15 protein-coding genes and 1 other annotated feature are annotated in these 21117 nt (G+C 29.3%); of the genes, 3 read left to right on the forward strand and 12 right to left on the reverse strand.

What is annotated here, in order from left to right; genetic code table 11:
* Positions 1-158: 158 nt before the first annotated feature.
* From PTZ02_RS07050 to PTZ02_RS07075, 6 genes are all read right to left on the reverse strand, one after another.
* On the reverse strand, positions 159-404 hold the full coding sequence (locus tag PTZ02_RS07050; protein ID WP_274227087.1) for a hypothetical protein: 246 nt from the start codon (positions 402-404) through the stop codon (positions 159-161).
* Positions 405-417: 13 nt separating this feature from the next.
* Positions 418-2265 (reverse strand): LTA synthase family protein, encoded by a 1848-nt coding sequence (locus tag PTZ02_RS07055; protein ID WP_274227088.1) that lies wholly within the window; start codon positions 2263-2265, stop codon positions 418-420.
* Between the two features lie 121 nt (positions 2266-2386).
* Entirely contained in the window at positions 2387-3691 is a 1305-nt protein-coding gene (locus PTZ02_RS07060) for a bifunctional folylpolyglutamate synthase/dihydrofolate synthase (protein ID WP_274227089.1), read from the reverse strand.
* Between the two features lie 14 nt (positions 3692-3705).
* Complete coding sequence (locus PTZ02_RS07065) at positions 3706-4503, reverse strand: HAD family hydrolase (protein WP_274227090.1); 798 nt, start codon at positions 4501-4503, stop codon at positions 3706-3708.
* Between the two features lie 211 nt (positions 4504-4714).
* On the reverse strand, positions 4715-7357 hold the full coding sequence (locus PTZ02_RS07070; RefSeq protein ID WP_274227091.1) for a valine--tRNA ligase: 2643 nt from the start codon (positions 7355-7357) through the stop codon (positions 4715-4717).
* A gap of 50 nt (positions 7358-7407) precedes the next feature.
* Positions 7408-7648: a binding site (T-box leader), on the reverse strand.
* A 129-nt stretch (positions 7649-7777) separates the two neighbouring features.
* The gene (locus tag PTZ02_RS07075; protein WP_274227092.1) at positions 7778-12043 is read right to left on the reverse strand and encodes a 2-hydroxyacyl-CoA dehydratase; all 4266 of its coding nucleotides are present in this window, start codon (positions 12041-12043) and stop codon (positions 7778-7780) included.
* 410 nt (positions 12044-12453) lie between these two features.
* Here PTZ02_RS07075 and PTZ02_RS07080 point away from each other — a divergent pair, with 410 nt between their 5' ends.
* Positions 12454-12810, forward strand: coding sequence for a tetratricopeptide repeat protein (locus PTZ02_RS07080; RefSeq protein WP_274227093.1), 357 nt, complete (start codon positions 12454-12456; stop codon positions 12808-12810).
* 293 nt (positions 12811-13103) lie between these two features.
* Here the strand turns inward: PTZ02_RS07080 and PTZ02_RS07085 are convergent, their stop codons facing one another.
* From PTZ02_RS07085 to PTZ02_RS07095, 3 genes are read right to left on the reverse strand one after another with little or no spacing between them, the layout of a single operon-like run.
* Positions 13104-14258: a transglutaminase-like domain-containing protein gene (locus PTZ02_RS07085; protein ID WP_274227094.1), complete on the reverse strand. Its 1155-nt coding sequence runs from the start codon at positions 14256-14258 to the stop codon at positions 13104-13106.
* Between the two features lie 46 nt (positions 14259-14304).
* Positions 14305-14943: a recombination regulator RecX gene (gene recX, locus PTZ02_RS07090; RefSeq protein ID WP_274227095.1), complete on the reverse strand. Its 639-nt coding sequence runs from the start codon at positions 14941-14943 to the stop codon at positions 14305-14307.
* Between the two features lie 2 nt (positions 14944-14945).
* Positions 14946-16199 carry a M16 family metallopeptidase gene (locus PTZ02_RS07095; RefSeq protein ID WP_274227096.1) on the reverse strand — a complete coding sequence of 418 codons (1254 nt, stop codon included), beginning with the start codon at positions 16197-16199 and terminating at the stop codon, positions 14946-14948.
* 80 nt (positions 16200-16279) lie between these two features.
* On the opposite strand from PTZ02_RS07095, the gene PTZ02_RS07100 reads away from it, so the two are divergent.
* Together PTZ02_RS07100 and PTZ02_RS07105 are read left to right on the forward strand one after the other, a co-directional pair.
* The gene (locus PTZ02_RS07100; RefSeq protein WP_274228074.1) at positions 16280-16954 is read left to right on the forward strand and encodes a response regulator transcription factor; all 675 of its coding nucleotides are present in this window, start codon (positions 16280-16282) and stop codon (positions 16952-16954) included.
* Positions 16951-18453, forward strand: a complete 1503-nt coding sequence (locus PTZ02_RS07105) for a sensor histidine kinase (protein WP_274227097.1) — start codon at positions 16951-16953, stop codon at positions 18451-18453. Before PTZ02_RS07100 ends, PTZ02_RS07105 begins: the two co-directional genes overlap by 4 nt.
* A gap of 69 nt (positions 18454-18522) precedes the next feature.
* Here PTZ02_RS07105 and ymfI read toward each other — a convergent pair whose 3' ends face one another.
* Genes ymfI through PTZ02_RS07120 form a run of 3 tightly spaced genes read right to left on the reverse strand, consistent with a single transcriptional unit; the run spans position 18523 to position 21080 of the window.
* Positions 18523-19266, reverse strand: coding sequence for an elongation factor P 5-aminopentanone reductase (ymfI, locus tag PTZ02_RS07110; RefSeq protein WP_274227098.1), 744 nt, complete (start codon positions 19264-19266; stop codon positions 18523-18525).
* A 20-nt stretch (positions 19267-19286) separates the two neighbouring features.
* Positions 19287-20210: a dipeptidase gene (locus PTZ02_RS07115; RefSeq protein WP_274227099.1), complete on the reverse strand. Its 924-nt coding sequence runs from the start codon at positions 20208-20210 to the stop codon at positions 19287-19289.
* A gap of 18 nt (positions 20211-20228) precedes the next feature.
* Positions 20229-21080 (reverse strand): metallophosphoesterase, encoded by an 852-nt coding sequence (locus PTZ02_RS07120; RefSeq protein ID WP_274227100.1) that lies wholly within the window; start codon positions 21078-21080, stop codon positions 20229-20231.
* Positions 21081-21117 lie beyond the last annotated feature (37 nt).

Below are 21117 nucleotides of genomic sequence, written 5' to 3' on the forward strand. Positions count from 1 at the left end.
TACAATATATGTGTCTTAATATATAAATGATAATAAAATTTCTATCATCTGATTAATAAAATACTTTTATACAACTCATTTCATATATAACTAAAACAGAAAGGCTAATAATAAAAATTGCTTTTATTATTAGCCTTTTATAACTTAATATATATTTTTTAAAGTAACATCTTTGCTAAGTAGCTCTCAATCAATGTTGAAACTACATTAAATGCTATAATGCAAACTCCAGATAACATTACATTAGTAAATATCTTACGTTTAATATTGTTCTCTAAACTTTCAATCTTCTTAAAGCTTCTATATATAAAATATATTGCAATAGCCCATGGAATTAAATCTTCCTTTGATATTATAGGAAATATTATTGGTATCAATGCTGCGAAATAATATATTTTCTTCACGTTATTCCTCCTACTACTTATAGTAATTGGCTCTAATAAGCTTATCACTTAAATCGATAGCCTTAAGCATGTCTTCTTTTTCCCCGTTATAAGATTCTGTCCCTACAAATTCTCTTGTTTCAAGTATGGTGAAATCTTTCTTAGTATTTAGTAAGTTTCTTCCGACTGTTTTATTACTTTCTTTGTCTAAGTTCACACCAAATAGATATGCAACAGTTGGCAATGTATCAACTTGCCCACCTTGAACATGTTTTACTTCTCCAGAAATACTATCATTATAAATAATAAGTGGAACTTCTCTATTATTTTCTTTCATCCATGGTTCAAGTCCACTTGTTTTTTGAACTTCATCTCCATAAAACTTATGAACCCCTTCATGATCTCCATAGATAACTACAACAGTGTTTTTTAGTATTCCTTCTTTATCTAATTTATCAAAGAAATCTCCTATATATTTATCGGTGTAATTAATGCACTGAAAATATCCTCCAAGTTTTGTGTTCTCCAAATTACTTGGTAACTTTAAGGTCTTATCAGCTTCTGGTAACTCAAATGGCGAGTGACTGGTTAATGTTACCGTATAAGATAAAAATGGAGCTTTTAATTCTTTTAGTTTATCTGCATATTGGCTTAAGTAACTTCTATCACTAATTCCTAAGTTAATTACTTCATCAATATTATAATTTGTTGAATCTGCAGTTTTTTCATATCCTACTGATTTAAGTACTGGCATCCAGTTCCAATATGAACCTTTATCTGGGTGAGATGCAAAAGTTGAATATCCCATGTTCTTAAAAATATTTGGGAAAGAATATTGATACTGGTTTCCTGGATATCTAAATGCTGTGGCTCCTTCTCTAACTGGTAGTGTTGATGTATTAGTAATTATCTCTCCATCAGAACTTGTACCATTCCATGTTTGCTCATGAAAATTATCAAAATAATAAGAATTCTTTAGAATCCTATTAAGATTTGGAGTAATTTCTTGTCCATTAACTTTTTGACCAATTACAAAGTTCTCTAATGATTCCCATTGAATTATAAGAACATTTTTCCCTTGCATACTATTGAAATACTTATTATCAGGAAGATTTTCTTTCTTTTTTGAGAACCAATCTTCAGTCTGTTTCTTTTCTTCACTTGAAAGTTCATATGGCTTAGATTCCTTATAATAATTATATGAATCAAAAATATGATATCCAATTGGAGTTAAATTTGATATAGTCTGATTCGGACTCCAACTCTTTCTAAATATCATTTGATTTTCAAAGCCTTTATTATATGTATCTATTTTTATATGCGCATATGTTAGATAAAGAATTGGTAATATTAATGCTAATAGAAATGCTAATAAATTTCTTTTTACTTTAATTTGTTTATCTCTTATTATCATTATTAATAAAACAACAATATCTATAATAAATGCTAAATCTACTAATCTAACCATTGAAATAATCGATGAACCTAAATTATCTAAGTTGCTGGTCATCTTAAGCATATATAATGATATAAATGAAGAATTACTTCTAAAGTACCACAAATCACCTATTATGAATATTGTAAACACAACATTAAGTACTAAAAAACTAATAGCTTGTCCTTTTTTAGAAAATAAAAATCCAAATGATAAAAATATCAAGATAAAACTAAAATAAACTAAAAAAGGTGGAAATGAATAAAATACTCTCATAGGATTAATTCCATTTGCTTTATCATCTGAAATTAATGCCATAAATAAAATTGACTTTAAGAAAATAAGTATAAATGTAATTATAAAATACTTATTATGAACTATGTCTTTTATTGTATCCCTAAATGTTCCCAAGAATCTTTTTTCCTTGTTAGTATTATAAGCTAGCATAATTACCTCCAGTTATTAATAAGTATATTAATTATATCATCAATTTCTTTTTGTAATTTTAAATATTTTCTTAAATTTATAAAGCCCGGTATTTTCCGAGCTTCATTTATAGATAACATAATCAAATATTATTTCTAATTAACTTTCTCATATCTCCAATCATATATAGTGAACCGCAAATTAAAAGCATATCATCTTCGGCAATCTTACTTACCGCATATCTATATGCCTCTTCATAATTATCCATAGAAATAGCTTCTATTTCTTGTTCTAAGATTTTATCCCTTAAAACCTCAGATAATTCGGCTCTATCTGAATGTGGAGTAACTGCAACAACTTCTTTTGCTAAAGGGCATATTTCCCTAATCATTTCATCTACTTGCTTATCAGCCAGTATCCCTAAAATCAATACTAAATTTTTATAATTAAAGTAAGTTCTTAGGTTTTCTTTAAGTTTTCTTATTCCGTCTATATTATGTGCCCCATCAATTAGTATATAAGGTTTGTCACTTAATAGTTCCATTCTACCTTTCCACTCAACTTCTTCTAACCCTTTAGAAATAACATTATAGCTTATTGATATTTCACCAAGTTCTTCTAAAACCTTTATTGCAGTTATAGCAGTTAAGCAATTAACTATCTGGTGTTTACCTAATAAAGGTAAGTTTATTTCCAAGCTTTTATTTTCTATAGTGTATTGCATTCTTTGAAATACTTTAGAATCCTTTTGTAGCACTCCTAAAAATTTTGAAGAAATAGGATTAACATTATATATTTTTGATTCTAATTCCTTAGCCTTAGCTTTAATGACTTCTAAAGCATCTCTTTCTTGTGGGTATAATACAACTGGAACATTTTCTTTAATAATACCAGCTTTCTCACTAGCTATTTCCTTTAAGGTATTACCTAAAATATTCATATGATCAAAACTAATTGAAGTTATAACAGTTAAAATAGGTGTTAATACGTTAGTAGAGTCCAACTTTCCACCAAGTCCAACTTCTATTACTCCAAAGTCTATTTTCATATCATAAAAATATTTAAACATTATGCATGTAATCACTTCAAATTCTGTAGGTTGACCTAATCCTTCTTCAGCAACTACATCAACTATTTCCCTTATTTCATTGACACACTTAGTCAGATGGTCTTTTGGAATATTCACTCCATTTATTTGTATACGTTCCTCAAACTCTTCTAAATATGGAGATGTAAACATACCAACTTTATATCCTGCTTCTTTTAATATATTACTTATCATAGCCGTGGTTGAACCCTTGCCATTAGTACCTGCTAAGTGAATAAATTTTACTTTTTTATGTGGATTACCTAATAGTTCAAGTAACCGTTCCGTTCTACTTAATCCAAAATTCATACCGAACTTATTTAAGCTATGAATATATTCAATACTTTTTTTATATTCCATATTTCCTCCAACTTCTAAGCTTCCTTCAATACCTTTTCCCTTATAACTTGAATTACTCCTTCTTCATCATTTGTCTTTGCAATAAATCTACTATATGATTTTACATCCTCCGGAGCATTCTTCATTGCATAACTATAATAGGCTTCCCCTAGCATTTCAACATCATTATAATAATCTCCAAAAACCATGGTTTCTTCTTTTTGAACTCCTAACAATCTTTGGATAGTTCTTAGTGATTTCCCTTTATTTATACCTTTCTTTCCTATATCTAACCAAACTTGTCCTGAAACTGTGATTTGAAATTCCTCTCCCCAAACAGGAGTAATTATATTATTAGAATTCTCAGCAGAACCTAATTTATCATGAATTGATACTTTAATAATATCATCCTCAACTAAAAGTAAATCATCAACTTTTTCATATTCATGATAATATTTATTAAATTCTTCCATAAATACTTCATCATCACTATTTTCAATATAAGCTCTTTTTTTACCACATAAAACTATATTGGTTTCAGGAACTTTCCTAGCTTCTTCAATAATTTTATGGACTCTTTCTTTTGACATAGTTGAGGAATATAGTTCCTTGCCCTTATACATTACATATGCACCATTTTCAGCTAAAAAAAGGATATCATCTTTTATTTCATGAAAATTATTTCTTAATGTATGATACGGTCTTCCGCTTGCAGCAACAAAAACGACTCCTTTATTTAGAACTTTTTTTGCTATCTTAAAGAAATCCTTAGGCAATTGACCTTTTGAATTTAATAATGTTCCATCCATATCACTTGCAATTAACTTAATCATATCTTTTCCTCCTAATGTTTCTTTATATATATTAATTTTAGTATTACGTCAATGTTACAATTTGATTTTAACACAAATAATCTTCACTTTACAAATGATAATTATTATTAACTAATCTAGTAAATCCCATATAAGGTTTTCATATAAAAAGAAAACCCTAAGACTTTGAAATTATCTTAGGGTACCTTTTACTATAATTCTTTATCTGCTATTAACCTAACGCTTTAATTCTTAGAAGTACAGCTTCAAGCATTTCTTTATATTTTTCTCCTTTAGCTTTTTCAGCTTCAACTACATCCTGAGGAGCTTTTGCTGTAAATCTCTCATTTGATAGTTTTCCTTCTACTCTCTTAATTTCCCCTTCAAGTTTAGTCTTTTCTTTGTTTAATCTATCTAATTCCTTTTCTCTATCAACTAAATCTAATAGAGGCATAAATAATTCACCAACTTCAACTACAACTGAAACAGCATTTTCTGGAGCATTATTTTTATTTTCTATAAATTCCATCTCAGAAGCTGAAGCCAACTTTTCAAAGTAGCTTATTCCATTTTTAAATGCTTCTTCTGCTTCTTTATTTATATATGCAACTACCTTTGCTTTTCTTGATGGTGGAACATTCATTTCAACTCTTACATTTCTAAGTGATTTAATAGCATCAATTATATATCCCATTTCTTTTTCTGCTTTAGCATCAACTAAGCCTTCGTTGTATTCTGGCCAACTTGAAATAGTAATTGACTCACTTTCATCACATAAATGAGTATATATTTCTTCTGTTATAAATGGCATAACTGGGTGAAGAAGCTTTAATCCTGTTTGAAGTACATCATATATTACATTGTATGCTATTCCTTTAGCTTTTTCATCTTCTCCATAGAATACAGGTTTAACTAATTCTATATACCAGTCACATAACTCATTCCACATGAAATCATAAACTTTTTGCAATGCAATACCTAATTCAAACTTCTCTAAATTATCTGTAACTTCCTTAATTAAAGTGTTACATCTAGATAATATCCATCTATCAGCTAATGAATAGTCTTTTTCATCTTTATACTTATTCATTAAATCTTTATCTAAATTCATCATTAAGAATCTTGATGCATTCCATATTTTATTAGCAAAGTTTCTTGCAGACTCAACTCTTTCTGGATAATATCTTATATCATTTCCTGGTGCATTTCCTGTAACAAGCATAAATCTAAGTGCATCAGCACCATAAGTATCTATTACCTCTAATGGATCTACTCCATTACCAAGAGATTTACTCATTTTTCTTCCTTCAGAGTCTCTTATGATACCATGAATAAGAACATTTTCAAATGGTGTTTCTCCCATATTGTGAATACCAGAGAAAATCATTCTTGCTACCCAGAAGAATATAATATCATAACCTGTAACAAGTACTGAATTAGGATAGAAGAAGTCTAAATCATCTGTTTTATCTGGCCATCCTAATGTTGAAAACGGCCATAAGGCAGATGAAAACCATGTATCTAAAACATCACTATCTTGAGTTATCTTATTAGAGCCACATTTTGTGCATGAACCTGGTTTTTCTTCACTTACCATTAGTTCTCCACATTCATCACAGTAGAATACTGGTATTCTATGTCCCCACCATAATTGTCTAGAAATACACCAGTCTTGAATGTTTTCCATCCAGTTATAATAAACTTTTTCAAATCTCTCAGGTATGAATTTTGTTTTCTTTTCTCTAACTACATCTAGTGCAGGTGCTGCAAGAGATTCCATTTTTACATACCATTGTTTTGATATAATTGGTTCGATTACTGTACTACATCTATCATGTGTTCCTACATTATGAGTATGAGGTTTTATTTTTACAAGTAATCCTTCTTCTTCAAGGTCAGAAACCATAGCTTTTCTAGCTTCATATCTATCTAAGCCTGCATATTTACCACCTAAAGAATTAATTACTCCCTTATCATCCATTATTCTAATTTCTTTAAGTCCATGTCTCTTTCCTACTTCATAATCGTTAGGATCATGTGCTGGCGTAATTTTAACGGCACCAGTTCCGAACTCAATATCAACATATTCATCTGCAATTATAGGAATTTCTCTTCCTACTAATGGTAATATAAGAGTTTTTCCTACTAAATGTGAAAATCTTTCATCATTAGGATTAACAGCTACTGCAGTATCCCCTAGTAATGTTTCTGGTCTTGTAGTTGCAATTTCTATAAACTCATTTGAATCCTTAACTGGATACTTTATGTGCCAGAAGTTACCTTCTTGTTCTTTATACTCTATTTCTGCATCAGATAAAGCAGTTTCACATTTTGGACACCAATTTGTAATTCTGTTTCCTTGATAAATAAGACCTTCATTATATAATTTAACAAAAACATGTCTAACAGCTTTGTTTAAATTCTCATCCATAGTAAAAGCTTCTCTTGTAAAATCTGCAGAAACTCCCATTTTCTTTAGCTGAGTTCTTATTCTTTCTCTATATTCATCTGACCATTCCCATACTTTTTCTAAAAATGCATCTCTTCCTAATTCTTTTTTTACAATTCCTTGCTTTAATAATTCATTTTCAACTTTAACTTCAGTTGCTATACTAGCGTGGTCTTCTCCTGGAAGCCAAAGAGTACAATATCCTTGCATTCTCTTAAATCTTATTAGTATATCTTGAAGCGTATTATCAAGCGCATGCCCTAAATGTAATTTTCCAGTTATATTTGGAGGCGGCATAACTATTGTATATGGTTTTTTTGATCTATCTACTTCAGGAGTAAAATACTTTTTTTCCTCCCATACTTTATAAATTCTTTCCTCAAATTCCTTTGGATCATAGGTTGTTGAAATATTATTTTCGCTCATGTTTTCCTCCTTAAAATTCTAGGTGAAATAAAAAAAGAATCTTAATCCTATAAAAGGACGAAGATTCGCGGTACCACCTTTTTTTCTACAACAATTGTTATAGACTCTTAATACTTTATCGGTATAGAACTACCGTCTTTACTTAATATAAATAAACATTAGGTATACTTACTTTCAGTAAAGATGCTCAAAAGCTACCTTCAAGATAACAGATATAGAAAACCTTTCAGCCTTGAGTTTTCCTCTCTTAATATCATTAATATCTCTACTCCTCTTTATCATAGCATAGATATAAATTTGTATATTAATTATAATATATTATTGAATCTTAATCTGTCAAGGATAAATAGTAATAATTTCATAATATAATGAGACTTAATATAAAAACCAGAAGCCGCAAGGCTTCTGGTTTTTCATTATTTAAATATTTCTAACTTCTTCATTAAGCCATAAAACTTTTTTAGGTTTTTGATTTGCATCTAAATTCTTGAATGCTGTTGCAAACATAAGCTTAATTCTATTTAATTGGTTTACTTCAGAAGCACCTGGATCATAATCGATAGCAACTATATTAGATAGTGGATATTTATGCTTAAGTGCTTTAATCATTCCTTTTCCAGTAACATGGTTAGGTAGACAAGCAAATGGCTGCATACAAATAATATTATTAACACCACTTTCTATAAGCTCCATCATTTCTGCAGTTAAGAACCAACCTTCACCAGTTTGATGTCCTAAGGACAATATTTGTGATGCCATATTTCCTAATTCTTGAATACTTACTGGCGGATGGAATCTTTCACTTTCTTCTAATGCTTTTTTCATTTCTTTTCTATATAACTCCATAGCCCAAATAGCTAGGTGTCCATTATTCTTACTCTTTTTGCTAAATGAAAGATACCTATATTTAAAATCTGAATCATAAGCTGAATAGAAGAAGAAATCTAAAAGATCTGGAACTACAGCTTCTCCACCTTCATTTTCTATTATACTTACAACATCATTGTTAGCTAATGGATGGAATTTAACTAGTATTTCACCTACTACTCCAATCCTTGGCTTTTTAATATCTAGAAGTTCTAATTCATCAAATTCCTTAATTATTCCTCTAACTGTTTTCTTAAAGCTTGATAATGAACCTTTCTTAACACTTTCAATAGCAATTGCTCTCCACTTTTCATATAGTTCATTTGCACTTCCTTTAACTTTTTCATAAGGCCTTACTCTATATAAAACTCTCATGAATAAATCTCCGTATACAAGTGACATTAAAGCTTTATTTAGTAGCTTAAGTGTAAGCTTAAAGCCAGGATGTTTTTCCATACCAACTGCATTAAGTGATAGTACTGGAATATTTTCAAACCCTGCTTCAACTAATGCTTTTTTAAGGAATGCTATATAGTTAGTTGCTCTACAACCACCACCAGTTTGTGAGATGATTACAGATGTATTATTCAAATCATACTTTCCTGATTTTAATGCATGAATTATTTGTCCTATTGTAATTATAGAAGGATAACAAGCATCATTATTTACATATTTTAAGCCCTCTTCTATAGCCATCTTATCTTCTTCTGGCACTACAACTTTATAGCCTGACGAATTAAATGCAGCCTCCACTAAATCAAAATGAATAGGAGACATTTGAGGTGCTAATATTGTATGAGTTTTTCTCATTTCCTTTGTGAATGTAGGAGATTTATATTTAAACTCTTCCTTCACTGGAACATAATTATTTCTAACTCTTTCTTCTATAGCTGCTTTTAAGCTTCTAACTCTTATTCTAACAGCACCTAAGTTATTTCCTTCATCTATTTTTAATACTGTATATATTTTCCCACTAGCATTTAAAATTTCTTGTACTTGATCTGTAGTAACTGCATCAAGTCCGCAACCAAAGGAATTTAATTGAACTAATTCTAAATTATCATTTTCACATACATGTGCTGCTGCACTATATAATCTTGAATGGTATGTCCATTGGTCAACAACTCTAAGTGGTCTTTCTAAGTTTCCTAAGTGAGCAACAGAATCTTCTGTTAAGACAGCCATTCCATAAGAAGTAATTATATTAGGTATACCGTGGTTTATTTCAGGATCCACATGATATGGTCTTCCTCCTAAAACGATACCCTTCTTTCCAGTTTCTTTTAGGTAAGCTATTACTTCTTCTCCCTTATCTCTTATATCCTGCTTATATTTTTCTCTTTCATTCCAAGCTAAATCTAAAGCTTTCTTACATTCTTCAACAGTTACATTAAAGCCCTTAAATTCTTCAACTAGTCTTGGAAGCAGTCTTTCCTTATCATTTAATGAGAAAAATGGATTAATGTAATTAATATTTTTCTCTTGTATTACATCCATATTGTTTTTTATTACTTCTGGATAGGAGGTTACTATTGGACAATTGTAATGATTATTTGCTCTTTCATCTTCTTTTTTCTCATACGCAATAGAAGGATAGAAAATATTTTCAATACCTCTATTAACTAATGCCATTATATGTCCATGAACAATTTTAGCTGGATAGCATGCAGATTCTGAAGGTATAGTTTCTATTCCCATTTCATAAATCTGTTTAGTGCTTCTTGGTGATAATTCCACTCTAAAACCTAAGTCATTTAAAAAAGTGAACCAGAATGGGTAATTCTCATATATATTTAATACTCTAGGAATTCCTATTGTTCCTCTTTTGGCCTCTTCTTTCTTTAATGGAATATAATTAAATGTTCTTTTATATTTATAATCATAGAGATTAGGTACATCATCATTTGATACTTTACCTATTATAGGTCTTTCGCATCTATTTCCTGATATAAATGTCTCTCCATTAGAGAATTTATTTTTTGTCAATAAACAGTTATTACCGCATAGACCACATCTCTCTAGGGTTGTATCAAAACTAAAGCTTTCTAATTCATGAGCCTTAAGAATATTACTCTCAGAATCTTGAATATATCTTTCTCTAGATATTAATGCTGCACCAAAGGCGCCCATTAGTCCTGCAATATCTGGTCTTATAACTTCTCTTTCTGAAACCAACTCAAAACTTCTAAGAACTGCATCATTATAGAAGGTACCCCCTTGAACAATGATTTTCTTACCCATTTCTTCTTTTCTTCTAATTTTAATTACTTTAAATAAAGCATTTTTAATAACTGAGTAAGAAAGTCCAGCAGAAATATCTCCTACTGTTGCTCCTTCCTTTTGAGCTTGCTTTACCCTTGAGTTCATAAATACAGTACATCTTGATCCTAAGTCTACTGGATTAGACGCATATAATGCTTCTTTAGCAAAATCTTTAACTTCCATATTAAGTGATTTAGCAAAGGTTTCGATAAATGAACCGCACCCTGATGAACAAGCTTCATTTAATAGTATACTATCAATTACACCATTCTTAATTCTAAGACATTTCATGTCTTGTCCACCAATGTCTAAAATGAAGTCTACACCTGGAAGGAAATGTTCTGCAGCCTTGTAGTGAGCTATTGTTTCTATTTCTCCAATATCAATATGTAGTGCTGACTTTATTAAACCTTCTCCATAACCAGTTACTGTTGAATTTACAATCTTAGCAGTCTTAGGTAATTTTTCATAGATATCCTTTAATATACCAACAACTCTTACTAATGGGCTTCCTTCATTTGATCCATAATATGAGTATAATATTTGTCCTTCTTCGCCTATCAAAGCCACCTTAGTTGTTGTTGATCCAGCATCAATTCCCAAATAGCAATTTCCAGTATAATTTTCAAATTCAGCTCTTTTTGCTTTATTTTTATCATGTCTATTTTTAAATTCTTGAAGTTCTTCTTCATCTTTAAATAGGGCTCTTAAACTATCTATTTCATGTTCTTCAATATTAGTTAAATCTTTTAGCTTGTCTACAATATCTTTAAATATAACAGTTTCATGTTCCTTTGATGATATTGCCGCACCTAATGCAACAAAAAGTTGAGAATTTTCTGGGAAAATCACATCATCATCTTTTAAATTTAATGTTTCTATAAATCTTTTTCTTAACTCTGATAAGAAGAATAATGGACCTCCTAAAAAGGCTACTTTTCCTCTTATAGGTTTTCCGCATGCAAGTCCACTTATTGTTTGATTAACTACTGCTTGTAAAACAGAAGCTGCAATATCTTCTTTCTTTGCCCCTTCATTTATTAAGGGTTGTACATCTGTTTTAGCAAAAACTCCACATCTTGCTGCAATTGGGTATATAACTTCATAATCCTTAGCAAGATCATTAAGCCCAGAGGCATCAGTTTTTAATAAAGATGCCATTTGATCAATGAATGCACCTGTCCCCCCAGCACAACTACCATTCATTCTTTGCTCAATTCCACCTTTGAAATATGTGATTTTAGCGTCTTCTCCGCCTAATTCGATTGCAACATCTGTTTGTGGAATAACCTCTTCTACAGTTTTAGTACAAGCTACAACTTCTTGTATAAAATTAACTCCAAGCCACTTTGCAACTGAAAGTCCGCCTGAACCTGTAATGCTTATTGATATTTCAGTATTTCCTAATTGCTTATAAGATTCCCTAATTAATCCTATAATTGTACTTTTAATATCTGAAAAATGTCTTTTATATCTACTAAATACTATTTTATTAGACGCATTTAATACTACTAATTTAACGGTGGTAGACCCAACGTCTAACCCTAAATTATACATTAAACCCCTTCCTTTCTTCATAAAAAATCGTCAAGGCAATTATGAGCCGTCGATTTTTTTTCGCATCTGCCTTTCCAAACGCAAGTGAGGAAAATTTGGCAGGCGACTAATTCTACTTTTTACTCTTTAGGGAGTCTAGTAAATCCTTGGATTATATTCTAACTTATAATGTTATTAACAATCTTAAAATATTATAAATTCCTCGAAGAGTAAAAAAAACTAGAAAGACCCCACTTAATTATATTATTAAAAATGCGGTTTTAAAAGTTAAAAATATATTTACTTTAAATATAGTTTAATAGCTAATAGAGCTTCCATAAGAATTTTAACTATTTTTATGTTTGTTGAATATTAAATTTTTTTATGTCAAAAATTAAACTATAATAAACCAAAATAATTATGGAGGTACTATGAGTTATTTTCAAGAAGCAAACAATCTTTACAATAGTAAAAACTACCTTAAGGCATTGGATTATTATGAAAAAGCTATAAAAATCAATGAAAATTTATCTTGCTCATATTATAATGCAGGAGTATGTGCTATAAAAATGAAAAATTATAATATAGCAATCAAATACATAGAAAAGGCTTTAAGCTATTCAGCTGAAAGTAAGTATTTTTTTAATCTTGCTTATTCATATGCAATGATTTCTAACTCTAAAAAGGCACTTTTATATTTTAATAGAGCATGGGCCTTAGATAATAATGATACAGATTGTGAAAAAGCAATTGATTTACTTTTAAAAAAATTGCCAAGGCGATTATGAGCCGTCAATTTTTTTCTCGCATCTGCCTTTCCAAACGCATGTGAGGAAAATTTGGCAGGCGACTAATTCTTTTTTACTTTTTAGGGGAGTCTAGTAGCTCCTTTGTTTATAATTCAAACTTATAATGTTATCCACTACCTTAAAACATTATAACTTCCTAAAAAGTAAAAAAACTTTAATAGGGATTCCATACATTTGGTATCCCTATTATTATAAATGAGTTTTTAAATTAATCAATAGTATTTAAACAAATTGTGAACAAGATAATGTCTCAAATTTATCTATAGAAAACATTACCATTCCCCAATTACTTTATCTTTCTTATGATCACTATCAAAATTTTTATTATCAAAATAGTTTCCACCAACATAGAATGTTGGATCAACATTTATCCATCTTTTTTCTTCTGGCAAATACACTTCATTCCATGCATGACTTACCCACTTTGTTCCATCAAATCCTTGTCCAACTACAATCCTAACCTTTAAATTGTTGGCTCTAGCCATGGCAACATATAAACATGCATAGTCAAAACATATACCTTTTCTTGTGTTATATGCTTCTATTGCTCCAGACTTATTTCTATAATTATCACTCATTATAGCCTCAGCTTTTGAATAATCATATTTTACATTGCTTCCTACCCAAGAATAGATTACCTTTGCTTTTTCCTTGGTTGATGTCTTATTTTTAGTTATACTTCTAGCCAAGGAGTCAATTTCACTATTAGATTTAATACCTTCATCCAAGGTTATTCCATTGTAAAGTACAATGCCTCCTTTAGGGATGTCTGTACTATTTCCTACATTTGCTTCACTATTAACTACATCTATCTTTAGTGAGTCACCAATTAAATCTGGTAAAGTCTTCGCAAAATTTGAAGTAGAAATAGGGTTAAATATATTTTTATAAAAATATTGATAGGACTTTGATTCACTTGCAACCTTAGTAATTTTATCAGAAGGCTTTAGGAATATTATTCCTTGCAGCATCATACCAAATAGACAAGCTAAAATTATTCCATAAGGTATCTTAAAAAACCCTGAAATTATAGCTCTTCTTATGCTCCCTCCACCATCTGAATAACTCTCAACTCTTTTAACTACTGGATTAATAATCACACTATTAATTATAGCAAAAGGTATTAAACTTATTCCATATGCGATTGAAGTACATATTATAAGAATTATATAATACGATAGTTTAGGATTATTTTGCACAAACTCGCTAAATGTAGGTGAAATTGAATCAAAAAAATTCTTGTTAAACAATGAGCTTTTATTTAAAAAGTTTATTGTAAAGAAAAATGAAATAATAAGACATATACTTTCCTCAATACTTTTTATCTCATTCATAAAATTATTAGCTTTAAATCCATTAAATATCCCTATTATTATAGGAATCAGTAAACAAGAAAGAAAAAGTATATCTATATAATAACTTTTCAAAAGAACACCTCCTTAATGGATTAGTAACCATAATACCTCTAAAATATTAATCATAAATATTAATGTTCAATATTTCTTTTGCTACACCAGAGGCCATTTCATAGTCATAGCCTTTAGATATCAAAAACTTAATAAGCTTAGTAGATATAACATATTTGTTATCTTCTTTTCTTGCTAAACTCTGTAGCTTTTTTTCTGCTAGTTTAATGCAAGTATCTTTTTCAATATTTTCATCAATATTCATTAACTTCTCATTAATTGTTTCTTTATCAATACCTTTTCTCATTAATGTATACTTAATCTTATTTCTTCCTTGATTCTTTATCTTATCTTTTATATACAGTTCACTATATTTATCATCATTTATGAAATTATATTCCTCTAAAAATTTAAAAGTTCTTTCAATTGTCTTGTCTGAATATTCTTTTTCTATTAACTTATCTTCAATTTCTTTTCTGGTTTTATAATTTTTTTCAAGTATTCTTAATGCTGAATTTTTGCATTTTAAAAATTCTTCTTGAGCAACTAACTCACTTAAGCTATCTAAGTCTATCACCATATCTTTAGATAAATTAAATTTATATATTAACTCTCCAAAACAAGAGAATGCATATGCTTCATCAATATATACATTTACTCTTTCTTTATTTCTTTTAGCTACTTCAATTTTTGTTATCTTACTCAATCTTATTCATCTCTTTCATTGGGTTTTAAAATATGAATTGTTGGAGCCTTAAGTAAAAGTTCTGAAACTTCATATATATCTTCTGGCTTTAATTTATTTAGCTCATCCATATCTTCAATAAATTCGTATATATCTTCATCTTCTAATAACTGATGTAAACAATAGTTTCCTAAATCTGTTGGATCTTCTAAAGTAGAAATAACAGCAGTTTTATGAACCTTTTTCATTAAAGAGAATGTTGAATCATCAAAAATTATTTTTCTATTCTTTATATCTTCTATACAGTTATTAATTACCTTCATAGTCTCAGATGCGCTCTCTTCATCTACTGACGTAAATATATGAAGAGTTTTTACATCTTTACTTATATCCAAATGAGTATATACATCATAGGCTAAACCCCTATTTTCTCTTAATTCTCTAAAAAGTAGTGAATTTGAACTTTCTCCTAACTTATGATTTAGAATTTTCAAAGGAAGTTCCATGCTCTTAGGTAATTCCTTAAAAGCAAATAAATAAGTTATTGTGGTTTGTTCAATATCATTCTTATAACTTTCAAATATTCCATGTTTATTTTTTTCAAATATAAACTCATGTTTAACAGTAATTGATTTTTCCCAAGAACCAAAATATTTTTGAACTAAACCAATTGCTTCATCATGAGAATAACTTGATACAAACGTTAGTATCGCATTAGTTGAATTATAGTATCTTTTATAGAACTCTACTAAATCTTGTCTTTTAAACGCTGCAACACTTTCTTCTGTTCCCATTATATCATACTTAAGCCCACTTTTTTGAAAAGCAAAGTCACTAGTTCTTCTAAAGCTCAAGTCCTCTACATCATCCTTACTAGTTCTGATTTCAGATAGAATTACCCCTCTTTCCTTTTTCAATTCTTCTTCATCAAAAACTGGATTTATAATCATATCACTCACTAACTCTATAGCATTTTCAATTTCCTCTTGAAGACAGGTAACTGAATAGACTGTTGAAGTATAATCTGTATAAGCATTATATTCCCCGCCTAAATTTTCCAATTCATTATTTAATTCTTCGTTATTTCTTTTTTTGGTTCCCTTAAATACCATATGTTCAATAAAATGAGATATTCCTTTCTCATTATCATCCTCATATAGGGCCCCTACCTTTATTCCTAAGTTTATAGCCGCTAATTGTGTATCTTTATTTATTGTTATAACTTTAAACCCATTTTCTAAAACATGGGACTTTGCGTCAAAATTAAGTTTCACCATTCATTTACTCCTTTTATTATTAATTACTTTAATTATACCTGTAAATTATTATATAATATATTAATGAAAGGAGTAAGAGTATTATGGAAAATATATTAATTGTTGAAGATGAACATAGAATAAGAGCGCTATTAAAAGATTATCTTGTTATTGAGCAATTTAACATAATTGAAGCATCCAACGGGAATGAAGGATTACACCTTTTTAAACAAAATGACATACAGCTAGTTATATTAGATATAATGATGCCTGGTCTCAATGGTTTAGCTGTAATGGAGGAAATAAGAAAAACTTCATCAGTTCCTATAATTCTACTTACTGCTAAAAGCCAGGAAGAAGATAAACTATTAGGCTATGAACTAGGTGCTGATGACTATATTACTAAGCCATTTTCTCCAAAAGTTCTTGTAGCCAAAATTAAAGCATTACTAAAAAGAACTAGTTCTAGTTCTAAGGGTACTATTATAAACTTTTCTAAACTAAGTGTAAATAAGGAATCCATGGAAGTATTGGTTAATGGAACTTCAGTTACACTTACACCAAAAGAGTATGATTTATTATTGTATCTTATTGAGAATGAAAAAATTGTTCTATCTAGAGACACAATCTTGGACGGAGTTTGGGGATATGACTATTTTGGAGATAACAGAGTCGTAGATACTACTGTGAAACGTTTAAGGGAAAAGCTAACTGTTGCATCTGATTACATCGTAACAGTTAGAGGAAGCGGATATAAATTTGAGGTGAAAGAATGAATAGTAAAATAGGTAAAAGGATATTTATTATCACCTTATTAACACTAACAATTCTAGTTTCACTTATTTTAATTTTCCAAAAAAGTTTCTTTGAAAAATTCTATGTACAAGAAAAAACTAAAAATCTTAGTAATAACCTAGATACATTTAGTAGAAACAATTCTTTTAAGGGTGATGATAGTACTACTTTGCTAGAATCAATGTATAAATTTCAAGAAGATAACAATGGCCAACTAGGAATATTATATCTAGATACATCTAAAGTATTTTTTCCTCCTAATACAAGGAGTGAATTTAAAAATCTATTTAGATCAATTTTTAATGGGCTAGCCTCTGATAAAACTACTGTTAATTCATTGATTTCTTCAGGTAAAGTAAAAACAGAAACATACTATAGTGAAGAATTAGACACTAATATAATAGTATCAGCTTGTCCAATGTCACTGAATTACAAATATGATTCTATTCTTATTGCCGTTTCCACTGTTCACCCAATTAGAGAAGCTTCAAGTGTATTATCTTCATTTATCCCATACTTTATAGCTGTCTCTTTATTAGTTGCCGTACTATATTCAGTTATTTTATCTAGATATATAGCAAATCCACTTATAAAGCTTAATAGAATTGCAGCTAAAATGAGTAACATGGATTTTTCAGAAAGATATACTCCTAAAGATAATGATGAAATAAACAATCTAGGAGAAACTTTAAACTTCTTGTCTTCTAACTTAAGTAATGCACTAGAAGAGCTTAAAAGCAAGAATTTATCTCTCCAGAATGAAGTTGAAAGGGAACGAGAGATTGAGGAAATGAGAAAAAACTTTATCGCAAATGTTTCCCATGAATTAAAAACCCCTATTGGAATAATAGAGGGATATGCCGAGGGGCTGAGGGATGGCGTATTGAAGGATCCTGATGGAAATTACTTCAATATCATAATTGATGAAGCTCATAAGATGAATAAACTCGTTATGGATATGCTAGAGTTATCTAAGCTTCAATCCGGAGTATTAAAACCTAAGTTTGAAAGTTTCAACCTAATAAGAATGATAAATTTATCTCTTAGAAAATATGAAGGTTTGATAAATGAAAAAAATCTATCAATAAACTTTAAACCTTCTTTTGAATATCTTTACGTAATTGGTGATACTTTTCAGATTGAACAAGTATTAAGTAACTTTATAACTAATGCAATAAAATACACTCCTAACAATGAGGAGATAATTATCTCTTTAGAAAAGTTAAATGAATCAATCCTTGTATCCATAGAAAATTTAGGTGCATCTATTGCCCCAGAAGAGCTTGATAATATATGGAATAAGTTCTATAAGGTTGATAAATCAGGTAAGCGTGATGGAAATTCATCTGGATTAGGACTGTCTATTACAAGAGGCATATTAGATCTGCATAAAAGTTCTTACGGTATTAAAAATACTGAAAAAGGTGTTTTAGCTTTTTTCACATTAGAAATTTCAAAAGAAACCGAATATGAAGATTAAAAAGAAGAAGCCTAGGCTTCTTCTTTTTTATAATCATTTCATAAGTAAACTTTTTAGCTTTTATTTAATCTATAAAAAGCCCCCATCTATTGAGATTATTTGTCCAGTTATATATCTACTTTCATCACTTGATAAATAACTAACTAAATCTCCAACTTCTTTTCCTTCCCCAAATCTGCCGAGCGGAATTTCTTCTTCTAATTCCTCTCTTTCTTCTTTATTCATCCATTTATTCATTTCTGTTTCTATAACCCCTGGTGCAACTGCATTTACTCTTATATTCGCAGAACCCATTTCTTTTGCTAAAGATTTTGTAAATAAATTTATTGCCCCTTTTGTTGAAGAATAAATTACCTCACAAGACGCTCCTGCTATTCCCCACATGGAGGAAATATTTATAATACTTCCTCTTCTTTCAGATAACATATGCGGAATAACAACATGCGACATATTAAATACTCCCTTGATATTTACATCTATTAAAGAGTCCATTTCTTCTACTTTTGTATCCATAAATAATCCTATTTTTGAAATGCCTGCATTATTTACTAGTATATCTATTCTTTTAAACACATTAAGAGTCTTATCAACTATATATTGGCAATCATTATAATTTGCAACATTCCCTTTTACTATATAACTATCCCCTCCAAGTGCCTTTATCTTCTCTTGTGTGTCAATTGCCCCTTTTTCATCACTGTTATAATTTATAATTATATTTGCACCTTTTTCTGCCAAACTAATTGCAATAGATTTTCCTATTCCTTTTGATGCCCCAGTAACAATTGCTACTTTACCTTTTAAATTACTCATTTTTCCTCCTAGTTGTATAACTATAAAATTTCTTTTATAACCCTCTCAGCATTTTTATAAAATATTTTTTCTATCTCATTTTCCTTAAATCCATTCTTAATAAGAGCTTCCTTAAGCAAAGGCATTTTAGAAACATCTTCTATTTCCACCTTATTCTCTATTCCATCAAAATCACTGCCTAAGGCTATAACTTCAATTCCCCCTACATTTCGAATATGTTTGATATGAGCAATAATATCATCTATTTTAGATACTTCGCTTTTTCCTAAAAACCAAGAGCAGAAATTCATACCCATTACTCCTCCAGTATTCCCTAGTATTTTTATCATGTCATCAGTTAAATTTCTAGGATGATTACATATTTCTCTAGCATTTGAATGGGAAGCAATAAATGGTTTTTTCGAATATTTATAAACATCATAAAAGCCTCCATCAGAGAGATGAGATGTATCAATGAGCATGCCTAATTCATTCATTTTATTAACTACTTCTATACCAAATTCCTTAAGTCCTTTATTCATAAATTCTTTTTTATAATTTGGATATCCAATAGAGTTCTCATAATTCCAGGTTAATGTAATTCCTCTAATTCCTAAATTATATACTTCTATTAAATTATCTATATCTCCTTTTATTACTTCTCCTTCTTCAATCGTAAAAAGTGCTCCAATTTTATCACTATATAAATTCTTGTAACCAGTTACTTCATTAATTTTGTCTTTATTAATATTTAATTCTTTTTGAAAGTTAATAAACATACTTTTAAACTCTTGAAAAGGATCTTCTACCTTTTCTAAATTTATAAAGAACGCAAAAAACTGACATAATGCTTCTCCTTTAATTAGTTTATCTATATCCACAGATCCACTACTCTTTTTAAGCGACTCGCTCCTATTTTTATATAAAAATGATGGTGTATCACAATGCATATCTATAAATTTCATTTCTTCCTCCAATAATATTTATAATTCTTTTCTGGATAAAACTATCCTATTATCTAATTCTATATCTAAAGTCCATTTAATTAATTTAAATCTTTGATTTTCATACTCTAAGGTGGTAATATGGTTTGGAAATACACAACACCCATCATTATAATACTCTCCTGTCTTTAAATCACTTATTCTGCTGCTATGTGTATGTCCTGCTATAATCCTCTTATTATTTTTTGTACACCACTCTATTATCCTACTATCTATTTTATTTCTTTTAGAAATATTTCTTGCTGGAGATATAGGCGTCTTAATTCCAAAGGTTTGCAATTTACTCCATACACTCCTCAATAAAAACCGTGAAAGCAACCATAGATCACTATTAAAAAAATCCACTTGATGTCCATGTATTACTAGGTATTCATTTTCTCCATCTACTAACTTAATTCCTTCATATATTTCACTTTCATTATACAAATCCATAAGTACTTTGTAAAAAGCTTCATTCTTACTGAAATTAATTATTCTTGTTAACTTTTTCTTATTCTTCTTTATCATATCATGATTTCCCCATATAAGATAAAGGTCCTTTCTTTTCTTAAACTTAAGAAGAATTTCAAAAATATCTTTATAAACAAACCCTATATCTCTAAAATCTTTATTTTCCCAAAGTTCGTCGCCATCTCCAATTTCTATTAGTTTAAATTTATTTTTCAAATAATAGTTTAAGGCTCCTTTATATATATTATAATTCTGTATTAAACTATCTCTATAGCTTCCATCACCTCTATGACAATCACTTATAAATACAAACTTATCTCTTGGCTCTAACTCTACTATTTTAGAATTACAGCATAGATTATCTAATCTTTTATTGTACATATTTTCCTCATTAATTATTAATATCATTATACTATAT

The sequence above is a fragment of the Clostridium sp. 'White wine YQ' genome (assembly GCF_028728205.1).
Taxonomy (GTDB): Bacteria; Bacillota; Clostridia; order Clostridiales; family Clostridiaceae; genus Clostridium_T.